Annotated in this window: 13 protein-coding genes; 5 read left to right on the forward strand and 8 right to left on the reverse strand. The window is 67.6% G+C overall.

Features of this window, described 5'->3' with window-relative positions; genetic code table 11:
- From cbiT to cobM, 3 genes are all read left to right on the forward strand, one after another.
- Window positions 1–1,055 (forward strand): precorrin-6Y C5,15-methyltransferase (decarboxylating) subunit CbiT (gene cbiT / locus VKP01_RS14880; RefSeq protein ID WP_324413640.1); only part of this gene is annotated, 1,055 nt, incomplete at its 5' end.
- Window positions 1,052–1,498, forward strand: coding sequence for a cobalamin biosynthesis protein (locus tag VKP01_RS14885; RefSeq protein WP_324413642.1), 447 nt, complete (start codon window positions 1,052–1,054; stop codon window positions 1,496–1,498). The genes cbiT and VKP01_RS14885, both read left to right, overlap by 4 nt.
- Window positions 1,495–2,295 (forward strand): precorrin-4 C(11)-methyltransferase, encoded by an 801-nt coding sequence (cobM, locus tag VKP01_RS14890; protein ID WP_324413644.1) that lies wholly within the window; start codon window positions 1,495–1,497, stop codon window positions 2,293–2,295. Before VKP01_RS14885 ends, cobM begins: the two co-directional genes overlap by 4 nt.
- Here the strand turns inward: cobM and VKP01_RS14895 are convergent.
- Complete coding sequence (locus VKP01_RS14895; RefSeq protein WP_324413646.1) at window positions 2,242–3,363, reverse strand: cobalt-precorrin-5B (C(1))-methyltransferase; 1,122 nt, start codon at window positions 3,361–3,363, stop codon at window positions 2,242–2,244. The two genes, cobM and VKP01_RS14895, sit on opposite strands and share 54 nt — an antisense overlap.
- Before the next feature lie 47 nt (window positions 3,364–3,410).
- Between VKP01_RS14895 and VKP01_RS14900 the strand changes: the two genes are divergently transcribed.
- Together VKP01_RS14900 and cobA are read left to right on the forward strand one after the other, a co-directional pair.
- A complete protein-coding gene (locus VKP01_RS14900; protein ID WP_324413648.1) occupies window positions 3,411–4,775 on the forward strand; it encodes a cobyrinate a,c-diamide synthase in 1,365 nt (454 codons plus the stop codon).
- A gap of 5 nt (window positions 4,776–4,780) precedes the next feature.
- On the forward strand, window positions 4,781–5,536 hold the full coding sequence (gene cobA, locus VKP01_RS14905) for a uroporphyrinogen-III C-methyltransferase (protein ID WP_324413650.1): 756 nt from the start codon (window positions 4,781–4,783) through the stop codon (window positions 5,534–5,536).
- A 4-nt stretch (window positions 5,537–5,540) separates the two neighbouring features.
- On the opposite strand, the gene VKP01_RS14910 is transcribed toward cobA, so the two are convergent.
- The 7 genes from VKP01_RS14910 to VKP01_RS14940 form a co-directional block, all read right to left on the reverse strand.
- On the reverse strand, window positions 5,541–5,756 hold the full coding sequence (locus VKP01_RS14910; protein WP_324413652.1) for a hypothetical protein: 216 nt from the start codon (window positions 5,754–5,756) through the stop codon (window positions 5,541–5,543).
- A 98-nt stretch (window positions 5,757–5,854) separates the two neighbouring features.
- Window positions 5,855–6,553 (reverse strand): tRNA (guanosine(37)-N1)-methyltransferase TrmD, encoded by a 699-nt coding sequence (trmD, locus tag VKP01_RS14915; protein WP_324413654.1) that lies wholly within the window; start codon window positions 6,551–6,553, stop codon window positions 5,855–5,857.
- A 5-nt stretch (window positions 6,554–6,558) separates the two neighbouring features.
- Window positions 6,559–7,176: a ribosome maturation factor RimM gene (gene rimM / locus VKP01_RS14920; RefSeq protein WP_324413656.1), complete on the reverse strand. Its 618-nt coding sequence runs from the start codon at window positions 7,174–7,176 to the stop codon at window positions 6,559–6,561.
- Window positions 7,177–7,315: 139 nt separating this feature from the next.
- Window positions 7,316–7,696 carry a 30S ribosomal protein S16 gene (rpsP, locus tag VKP01_RS14925; RefSeq protein WP_074446440.1) on the reverse strand — a complete coding sequence of 127 codons (381 nt, stop codon included), beginning with the start codon at window positions 7,694–7,696 and terminating at the stop codon, window positions 7,316–7,318.
- Between the two features lie 20 nt (window positions 7,697–7,716).
- Entirely contained in the window at window positions 7,717–8,241 is a 525-nt protein-coding gene (locus tag VKP01_RS14930) for a GNAT family N-acetyltransferase (RefSeq protein ID WP_324413658.1), read from the reverse strand.
- Window positions 8,238–9,860: a signal recognition particle protein gene (ffh, locus tag VKP01_RS14935; RefSeq protein ID WP_324413660.1), complete on the reverse strand. Its 1,623-nt coding sequence runs from the start codon at window positions 9,858–9,860 to the stop codon at window positions 8,238–8,240. Before ffh ends, VKP01_RS14930 begins: the two co-directional genes overlap by 4 nt.
- A gap of 203 nt (window positions 9,861–10,063) precedes the next feature.
- Window positions 10,064–10,342, reverse strand: a 279-nt coding sequence (locus VKP01_RS14940; protein WP_324413662.1) for an ISAs1 family transposase, incomplete at its 5' end; no start/stop codon positions are given.

Below are 10,342 nucleotides of genomic sequence, written 5' to 3' on the forward strand. Positions count from 1 at the left end.
CGCCCTTTGCCGATTCGCTCGAAGAACTGCTTGCGCGCCACGCGACCGAACCCGCCCTGCGTATCGCCATCCTGGCCTCCGGCGACCCCTTATGGCATGGCGCCGGGGGCAGCCTGATGCGTTATCTGCCGATCGACGCGCTCACAATCCACCCCGCCCCCGCGACGTTCTCCCTCGCCTGCGCCCGTCTCAGCTGGCGGCTCGAGGAGTGTGTGACGCTGGGTCTTCACGCTCGCCCGATCCGCCTGATACGCCCGCATCTGCATCACGACGCCAAGCTGATCGTGCTGGTGCGCGACGGCGCGGCGATTGCCGAGGCCGCCGCACTCCTGCGCGAGACCGGCTGCGGCGCCTCTCGCCTCATATTGCTCGAACGCCTCGGCGGCCCGCATGAGCGCATCCGTAGCCTGCGCGCGGATGCAACGCTTCCCGATGACATCACCACCCCGGTCGCCCTCGCCATCACTGTCGAGGCCGGTCCCGATGCAGCCCTGATCCCCCGCGCGCCCGGCCTGCCCGACGACTATTTCGCCAATGACGGCCAGCTCACCAAGCGCGAGATCCGGGCGCTGACGCTGTCTGCGCTCGCGCCCCGGCCGGGCGAATTGCTCTGGGATATCGGCGCCGGGGCGGGTTCTGTCGCCATCGAATGGTGCCTCGCCCATCCGCATAACCGTGCCATCGGCATCGAGGCGCGCCCGGACCGGCTGGGGCGCGCGGCGCAGAATGCGCTGGCGCTCGGCGTGCCGCATGTCGATTTCCGCCTCAGGCGCGCGCCTGACGCGCTCGACGGGCTGGAGCCCCCGGATGCGATCTTCATCGGCGGCGGCGCCTCGCGCGAAGGGGTGATCGATTCCGCGCTCGCCGCGCTCAAACCCGGCGGGCGGCTCGTGATCAACGCGGTGACGTTGGAAAGCGAGGCAATGCTCATCGATCTGCATGCGCGGCTGGGCGGTGATCTTACCCGCATCGCGCTCTCCCGCGTCACCCCGGTCGGCGAGATGCGCGGCTGGCGCGCGGCGATGCCGGTGACGCAATGGTGCTATCGGCGATGACGGACACGCCGTCCCCCTTCATCATCGGCCTCGGCTTTCGCGGAGAAGCGAGCCCTGAGAGCCTCGATGCCGTCCTCGGTGCAGCCATCGCCGCCGCCATGGCGAAGGCGCCCGGCGCGCGCCCGCCACCCGTTCTCGCGAGCGCGAGCGACAAGGCCGAGAGCCCTGCCATGCGCACCCTCGCCGCCCGCCACGGCCTCACCATCCTTGCCCTCGACGCAGCGGCACTCGCCGCGCAGGCGCAAAACGTCACTACCCGCGAAACCCGCGTCACCCGCCTGCCCGGAGGGGCGAGCCTTTGCGAGGCGGCGGCGCTCGCTGCGGCGGCGCAAGGTGCGCCATCGGGCGAGGCGCGGCTCATCGTGGCGCGCATGATCGGCGCCGACCGCATGGCAACAGCGGCGGTCGCACTCGCGCATTCGACGCAGAAGGACAAGACATGAGCGTGCATTTCATCGGCGCCGGGCCGGGCGCCCCCGATCTCATCACCGTGCGCGGGCGCGATCTCGTGGCGCGCTGCCCGGTCTGTCTCTATGCCGGCTCGCTGGTCCCGCCCGAGATCATCGCGCTCTGCCCGCCCGATGCGCGGGTGATCAACACCGCACCGATGGATCTCGACGCGATCGAGGCGGAATATGTCCGCGCGCATGAGGCCGGGCTCGAGGTCGCACGGCTGCATTCGGGGGATATGTCGGTCTGGAGCGCCATGGGCGAGCAGTTGCGCCGGCTGGAGGCACGCGGCATCCCCTATACGATCACCCCGGGCGTGCCCGCCTTCTCCGCAGCCGCCGCAGCTCTGGGCCGCGAATTCACCCTCCCGGAAGTCGCCCAGAGCCTCGTCCTGACCCGCACTTCCGGGCGCGCCTCAGCCATGCCGGAGGCCGAGAAGCTGGAAGCCTTCGCCGCCACCGGCGCGACGCTCGCGATCCATCTCTCGATCCACGTCCTCGACGACGTGGTCGAGCGCCTGATCCCGCATTACGGCGCCGATTGTCCCGTCGCCATCGTCTACCGCGCCTCATGGCCCGACGAGCGCATCCTGCGCGGCACGCTGGAGACGATCGGCGCGATCCATGCAAAAGACCCGGTCGAGCGCACGGCGCTGATCGTGGTCGGGCGCGTGCTCGGCGCCTCGGATTTCCGCGACAGCGCCCTCTACGATGCCGGCTATCACCGACGCTATCGCTCAGGCGATGGCGGTGACGTTGGCGGCGGTGGTGATCGGAGTCCGGGCGCGTAGCTTTCCCTCGCGGTCGAAGATCGCGACATCGACACCGATATCAGTATCGCGCACCAGCCGCGCGGCGGTCTTGACCGCATGAGCGGCGACGATGCCGGCAATATCGATGCCTTCCGCATCCGCACGCTGAAGCGCTTCGAGGGCAGAATTCATCTGCGGGATGGCCGCGACGAGTTCATCCGAGGCCCCCGCCTCCCCGGCGAGGCGCGCGAGATGCACGAGATCGACGCTGCCGGAGCGCGAATGCAGATCGATCAGCCCCTGCGAGAGCTTCACCATCTTGGCGAATCCGCCGGCGATGGTGACGCGCGGAATTGGGTGCTTGCGGATATATTTCAGCATGCCGCCGACGAAATCGCCCATATCCATCAGCGCGATCTCGGGCAAATCATCCAGCGCCGCGATGGCGCGTTCAGACGTGTTGCCGGTGGAGCCCGCCACATGGTCGATCCCGGCGGCGCGGGCCACATCCACGCCGCGATGGATCGAATGGATCCAGGCGGCGCAGGAAAACGGGATGACGATGCCGCGCGTGCCCAGGATCGAGAGACCGCCGATAATGCCCAGACGCGGATTCATCGTCTTGCGCGCGATCGCCTCGCCATCGGGAATAGCGATCTCGACCACCGCATCGGCGGGTACGCCAAGCGCCTGCGCTTCCTCTTGGATCGCCTGCGCGATCATGGCGCGCGGCACCGGATTGATCGCCGGCTCGCCCGGCGGCAGCGGCAGGCCGGGCAGCGTCACCGTACCGACCCCCTCCCCCGCGCGATAAGCAATGCCGGCACCCGGCGCGTTGCGCGTGACCTTCGTGATGATCAGCGCCCCGTGGGTGGCATCCGGATCGTCACCGGCATCCTTGACGATGCCCGCGCGCGCGAATCCTTCGCCGAGATCATGCATGGCGAGCGAGAACGCCACCCGGTCACCGCTCGGCAGGGCGATCGTCACGGGATCGGGGAAATCGCCGCGATGCAGCGCATGGAAGGCGGCCCGGGCGGCGGCGGTGGCGCAGCTTCCCGTGGTCCATCCACGACGCAATTCGGTCTTCGGGCCTGTTTTCTCCATCAAATGCGTTATAGGACCGTGCGAGGTTTCTGTCAGGAGAAATGCAAATGGGCGATACGCCGAATCCGGCACCGACACCGGCACCGCGCGGGTTGATCATTGCCGCGCCGCGCTCCGGCTCGGGCAAGACCACGGTGACGCTCGGCATCCAGCGCGCGCTCAGCCGGCGCGGTCTCACGGTTCAGCCCTTCAAATGCGGGCCCGATTATATCGACCCCGCCTTCCACAGCGCGGCGGCGCGTCGCCCCTCCTTCAATCTCGACAGCTGGGCCTTCACCAGGGCGCAGCTCGCGGAACTGCTCGCACGCGGGAGCGATTCGGATATCGCTATCGCCGAGGGTTCGATGGGCCTGTTCGACGGCGTGGCACAGCCCGGTGCCTCCGGCGATGGCTCGAATGCGGATATCGCCGCCTTGACCGAATGGCCCGTGATTCTCGTGATCGACGTCTCCGGCCAGGCCCAGTCCGCCGCCGCCATCGCGCTCGGCTGCCGGCTCTACCGCGACGATATCACGCTGGCCGGCGTCATCCTCAACCGCGTCGCGAGCCCGCGCCACGACATGCTGCTGCGCAAGGGCATGGAGAAGGCCGGCATTCCGGTGCTCGGCGCCATGCCCAAACGCGCCGATCTCGTCCTGCCCGAGCGCCATCTCGGCCTTGTCCAGGCCGGCGATACCGAAGACCTCGCCGCCCGTCTCGACGCGCTGGCGGATTTCGCGCAAGACCATATCGATCTCGACGCGCTCACGGCGCTGGCGGCACCCTCGCGGCTTTCCATGAGCGAAACCCGCGCCACCCCCGTCACCCCGCCCGGTCAGCGCATCGCGCTCGCCCGCGACGCAGCCTTCAGCTTCGTCTATCCGCATCTGCTCGATCGCTGGCGCGCGGCGGGGGCCGAGATCATCCCGTTCTCGCCGCTCGCCGACGTGGCGCCGGACCCGGCCTGCGACGTGGTCTGGCTTCCCGGCGGCTATCCGGAACTTCATGCCGGGCGGCTTGCCCAGGCCCAGAACTTCCGCAAGGGCCTGCATGAATGCGCGCGCACGCGCCCGGTCCATGGCGAGTGCGGCGGCTACATGGCGCTGGGCGCGGGGCTGATCGATGCCGAGGGTGTGCGACATGAAATGGCCGGGCTGATCGGACTCGAAACCTCCTTCGCCAAACGCTCCATGCATCTGGGCTACCGCCACGCCACCCTGCATGCGCCGATACCAGGCCATGCGCCGGGTGCGGCGCTGCGCGGGCACGAATTCCATTATACCACCATCCTGGCCCAGCCCGACGAGCCGCTCGCGCGGGTCGTCGACGCCAATGGCAAGGAGGTGCCTGAGACCGGTTCCCGGCGCGGCCATGTCACCGGGTCCTTCTTCCACCTGATCAGCGCCTTCGATGCGCATGACAACGGAGCCTGAAAACGATGTCCGAGACACCCGCGAAGGGCGGTCACATCACCATGATCGGCGCCGGCCCCGGCGATCCCGATCTCCTGACAATCCGTGCGGTCAAGCGCATCGAGGCCGCTGATGTGATCCTGTTCGACGATCTCGGCGCCGGGCCGCTGCTCAAGCACGCCAGTGCACAGACCGAGCTGATCGCGGTGGGCAAGCGCGCGGGGCGGGTCTCGCCCAAGCAGTCGCAGGTGAGCCGGCTGATGGTGGCGCATGCGAAGATGGGGCAGCGGGTGGTGCGGCTGAAATCCGGCGATCCGACGATCTTCGGTCGCCTCGATGAGGAGATCGTCGCCGCGCGCGAAGCGGGTATTGCCTTCGAGATCGTCCCCGGCGTCACCGCAGCGACGGCGGCAGCGGCGGAACTGGGCTTCTCCCTGACCAGGCGCGGCGTGGCGCGGCGCCTGCAATTCGTCACGGGCCACGATGTCGACGGGCAATTGCCACAGGATCTCGACATCGCCGCTCTGGCCGATCCCGGCGCCACGACCTGCGTCTTCATGGGCAAGGCGACCTTTGCGCTCCTCGTCAAGGCCCTGATCGCCCGGGGCCTTCCCGCCGACACGCCCTGCGTCGTCGCCACACAGGCGAGCCTGCCGGATGCGCAGGCGCGGTTCGGAACGCTCACGGAGATCGCAGCGTATCTGAAGGAACGCCCGCAACTGGGCGCCAGCGTGATCTTCTACGGCGCTGCGATCCCGGACGGGCCGGTCGTTACGGACTGACCCGTCAGGCGTTTTCGTTCTTCGGCGAGCGCGTCGCGTTCATGATCGCCTTCGCGATGAACCAGCTCGCCGGTGCGGCGAGAAGGACACCTGCGAGCGCGGCAAGGACGATCGGCATGGCGCTGGCCATCGCCATATCGACCGTCAGTACGCCGATGACGAAAATACCGGCGAAAGTCGGTGCAGTGAAGATGAAGACGAGAATGGCGAGCTTGGTCACGATGCGCCCCGTTGCCTGATCAGTGATTTCACCCGCCAGATTGCCTGCACCCGGCCCGCCTCGCCTTGCGCCAGATCAAGCCGGGCCCCGAAACTGCCTCATTCCGGCTGATCATCGGATGCGGCGCGCAGATCCGGGCGCCGTTCGCGCGTGATCCTGAGCGCCTGTTCGCGCCGCCAGCGGGCAATCGCGCCGTGATCGCCCGAGAGCAGGATATCGGGGATCGCCCGCCCCTCCCATTCGCGGGGGCGGGTATAATGCGGATATTCGAGCAACCCGGATTCGAAGCTCTCCTCCTCCCCCGACGCGCTCGCCCCCATCACGCCCGGCAACAGCCGCACGCAGGCATCGAGCATCACCATCGCCGCGAGCTCGCCACCCGAGAGCACGTAATCACCGATCGAGACCTCGATCAGATCGCGCCCCGCGATCACCCGCTCGTCGATGCCCTCGAAGCGCCCGCAAAGCATGACGGCGCCCGGCCCTTCTGCGAGCTCGCGCACGAGCCCCTGATCGAGCCGGCGCCCGCGCGGGCTCATGTACAGACGCGGACGCGGATCATCCGCAACACTCACCGCATCGAGCGCCTCGCCGAGCACATCCGCGCGGATCACCATGCCGGGGCCGCCGCCGGCGGGGGTATCATCGACAGCGCGATGACGCCCGCGCCCGTGATCGCGGATCTGATGCGTGTTGAGCGACCAGAGCCCGCGTGCGAGCGCATCACCGGAAAGCGAGCTACCGAGTGGGCCGGGAAACATCTCCGGATAGAGCGTGAGGATATCGGCACGCCACATCAGGCTCACTCCGCCTCGTCAGGAGGCAAATCACCGGCATCGGCTTCGAAGACATCATCAGGCGCATCGACCACGATGCGCCCATCGGCAATGTCGATCTCGGGGAAGAACGCCCTGGTGAAGGGCAGAAGCACGGTATTGCCGCGCGCGCCGGCCCGCAGCGGCGCATTCGCATCGGCGACCGGGGCGATGCCGATCAGCGTTCCGGCGCCGTAATCGGGCACCTCGACCACCGTTCCGCGCATTTCGCCCAGCGGGGTCACTGCCTTCAGGCCGATCAGATCGGCAAGCAGGAACTCGTCTTCCTCTGGCGGATCGAGCGTTGCGAGCGCATCTCGGGTGGTATAGAGCCCGCACCGGTTGAGTGCTTCCGCCGCGTTGCGGTCGTCAACGCCCTCGATGCGCGCGAGAAAGATATCCGCCGACCCGCCGGGCGCCGGACGCATCGCCTTGATGACGCGAAGCTTGCCGCCCTCGTCGAAGAGCGGTTCGTAACGCGCCAGCATGGCTGGATCATCCGTGAAGGATTTCAGCCGCAATTCGCCGTGCAGCCCGTGCGCGCGCCCGCATTCGCCGATGCGTACGGCATCGTCGGGCAGGGATGAGGCGGGCGCAGCGGACACTTTTGCGCGCGCGCCGCCATTCGCCCGATCCATACCGGGCCGGGCGGGCCGGCGGGATGCACCCGCCGGGGGACGCGATCCGCGCCGTTTCGATCCGGCACCCATCACGCAGCCACCTTCCGGTCAGAATGCGTGCCGGTCACTCGGCGGCAGCGCCTTCGCCTTCGGCAGGCGCAGCGGCGGCGGCAGCCTTCTCGGCCCGCTCTGCAGCGCGCTCCTCGGCCTTCTTGCCGGGCTTCGCCTTTTCCGGATTGTTGCGGGCTGCGCGCTTCATCAGGCCGGCCTGGTCGAGGAAGCGGGCGACGCGATCGGTCGGCTGCGCACCCTTGGCGAGCCATTCCTTCGCCTTCTCGACATCAAGCACGACGCGATCGGCGGCATCCTTCGGCTTCATCGGGTCATAGGCGCCGATCCGGTCGATGAAGCGGCCATCGCGCGGGAAGCGCGAATCGGCGACGATGATGCGATAATACGGGCGCTTCTTGGCGCCACCACGGGTGAGACGAATCTTGAGGGCCATTGTCTTTTTCTCCAGTTGGTTCAGTCGCGACATTGCGCAGGAGACGGATGGCGCCAGGCGCCGAGCCGCATTTCCCGCAATTCGTGATCCCGCTCATGGGTCGCGCCGAGGCGAAGGGCGACTTGCACGGAGGGATGGTTCTCGGGATGGATGAAGCTGACCAGCGTCTTCCATCCCAGATCCTGATAGGCGTACGCGCGCATGCGCCGCGCGGCTTCAGTGACGAAACCCGCACCGCGATAAGCCGGAACCGATCCCCAACCGAGCTCGGGCTCCGGCCAGTCGGGCGGATGGAAGAAGCCGGCATAGCCGACAAAGGCACCGTCATCCTTGCGCTCCAGCGCCCAGAAACCGTAACCGCGCAGGCTCCATTGCCCGGCAAAGCCGCACATGCGCTGCCAGGCCTTCGGTTCGGTTTCCGCGCCCGGAATGAAACGCCGCGTCGCCTCATCCGCGCAAAATGCCGCAAAACCGGGGAAATCGGTCTCGCGCCAGCCGCGCAGGGTGAGACGGGGCGTCTCCAGAACCGGAACCGCGTTGATCACTTCTTCTTGCCTCCGCCGAAGGGCAGGCCGAGACCGGGCAGCTTCGGCCCGCCCGCGCCGCCACCGCCGAGACCGGGCAGCGAAGGGGCATCCTTCTTGCCCTCGCCTTTACCGCCACCGAGATCGGGCGGCATCGGCGGGATACCACCGCCACCCATGCCGGGCGGTAATTGACCGCCCATCTGCTTCTTGACCTGTTCGAGCATTTCCGGGCTCGGATTGGGCATCCCGCCGGGCATGCCACCCGGAATCCCGCCGGGCATGCCGCCACCGCCGAGGCCGAACATCGAGCCGAGCGCCCCGGCAATGCCGCCGCGCTTGTTCTTGCCCATCTGCTTCATCATGTCCGCCATCTGGCGATGCATCTTCAGAAGCTTGTTGACGTCCTCGACCTTCATGCCCGCGCCGGCGGCGATGCGCTTCTTACGCGAGGCCTTGAGGATATCGGGGCTACGGCGCTCCTTCGGCGTCATCGAATCGATGATGGCGCATTGGCGCTTGATCACCTTGTCGTCGACATTGGCGCCTTCGAGCTGCTTCTTCATGGCGCCCATGCCGGGCATCATCCCCATCAGCCCGCCGACGCCGCCGATCTTCTCCATCTGCGCGAGCTGGTTGCGCAGATCGGCCAGATCGAACTTGCCCTTGCGCATCTTCTCAGCGATGCGCACGGCCTCTTCCTGGTCGATGGATTCCGACGCCTTCTCGACCAGCGAAACGATGTCGCCCATGCCGAGAATGCGGTTGGCCACGCGCGAGGGGTGGAACTCCTCCAGCGCATCAACCTTTTCGCCGGTGCCGATCAGCTTGATCGGCTTGCCCGTCACCGCGCGCATCGAAAGCGCCGCGCCACCGCGCGAATCGCCATCCATGCGGGTGAGCACGATGCCGGTGAGCCCCATCCGCTCGTCGAAGGCGCGCGCGGTGTTGACCGCGTCCTGCCCGGTCAGCGCGTCGGCCACGAGCAGCACTTCATGCGCATCGACGGTGCGCGCGACCTCCGCCGCCTCGCCCATCAGCGCCTCGTCGACGGTGACGCGGCCCGCCGTGTCGAGCATCACCACGTCATAGCCGCCGAGCCGCCCCGCCTCCATGGCGCGGCGCGCGATCTGCGGCGCGGTCTGGCCGGTGACGATGGGCAGCGTATCGACCTCGACCTGCCCGCCCAGCACGGCAAGCTGCTCCATCGCCGCCGGACGGCGGGTGTCGAGGGAGGCCATCAGCACGCGTTTTTTGTCACGCTCCTTGAGGCGACGCGCAATCTTGGCGGTCGTCGTGGTCTTGCCCGAGCCCTGGAGACCGACCATCAGGATCGGCACCGGGGGCGTGGCATTGAGATTGATCGTCTCGGCCTCGGCGCCGAGCATCTCGACCAGCGCATCATTGACGATCTTGACGACCATCTGCCCCGGCGTGACCGACTTGACGACCTCCGCGCCCACCGCCCGCTCGCGCACGCGATCGGTGAAGGAGCGCACCACTTCAAGCGCGACATCCGCCTCCAGCAGGGCGCGGCGTACCTCGCGCAGGGCGTTCTGCACATCCTGATCGGAGAGCTTGCCGCGCCGCGTCAGCCCCCCGAGAATACCGGAAAGGCGTTCGGATAATCCTTCGAACATGATGCTTCCTTCCCGCCTGAATGGCTGCAGAGCGTCGATGCGATAACGCAAAACACGCCCGAGGGCGCAACGCGCTGTCGGGCGTGGACCTCCGGCCTCACGGACCGGTCGGTTGCTCGCATTTCGGCTCTGCGACGAAATCGAACTTGCTCGTTACGGGTGGCGGCGGCGAAAGTCAAGGGCTGGCACGCCTGCGCACAGGGCTATCGCACTTGACCGATGACGGATCGTGCGAAGTCGTTGGACCATCCGGAGCGTTTTCTTTTTCGTCGGATAGAGATTTTGGGTCTGGCGCGTTTGAGAACGTTGAGGGCGAGCTTTCGGAGAATGGCGAGGTTTTCCGGGCCATTGTCCTTTCGGTTGCGGGCGCGATCCTCGTCGAAAGTCATGTCGAGTACCCAATGGAGACCGTTTTCGATTGACCAGTGGGATCGCGCGGCGGCGAGGTAGGCTTCCGGGGTGAGTTGCCGGGAGGCGACGTG

The sequence above is a fragment of the Saliniramus sp. genome, assembly GCF_035311605.1.
Classification (GTDB): Bacteria; Pseudomonadota; Alphaproteobacteria; order Rhizobiales; family Beijerinckiaceae; genus Saliniramus.

Excerpts from the sequence above, each read along its gene's own strand:
- VKP01_RS14885 (WP_324413642.1), top strand. The coding sequence starts at position 1,052 with ATGACGGACACGCCGTCCCCCTTCATCATCGGCCTCGGCTTTCGCGGA.
- VKP01_RS14900 (WP_324413648.1), top strand. The coding sequence starts at position 3,411 with ATGGGCGATACGCCGAATCCGGCACCGACACCGGCACCGCGCGGGTTG.
- VKP01_RS14895 (WP_324413646.1), bottom strand. The coding sequence starts at position 3,363 with ATGGAGAAAACAGGCCCGAAGACCGAATTGCGTCGTGGATGGACCACG.
- cobM (WP_324413644.1), top strand. The coding sequence starts at position 1,495 with ATGAGCGTGCATTTCATCGGCGCCGGGCCGGGCGCCCCCGATCTCATC.
- trmD (WP_324413654.1), bottom strand. The coding sequence starts at position 6,553 with ATGTGGCGTGCCGATATCCTCACGCTCTATCCGGAGATGTTTCCCGGC.
- cobA (WP_324413650.1), top strand. The coding sequence starts at position 4,781 with ATGTCCGAGACACCCGCGAAGGGCGGTCACATCACCATGATCGGCGCC.
- ffh (WP_324413660.1), bottom strand. The coding sequence starts at position 9,860 with ATGTTCGAAGGATTATCCGAACGCCTTTCCGGTATTCTCGGGGGGCTG.
- rpsP (WP_074446440.1), bottom strand. The coding sequence starts at position 7,696 with ATGGCCCTCAAGATTCGTCTCACCCGTGGTGGCGCCAAGAAGCGCCCG.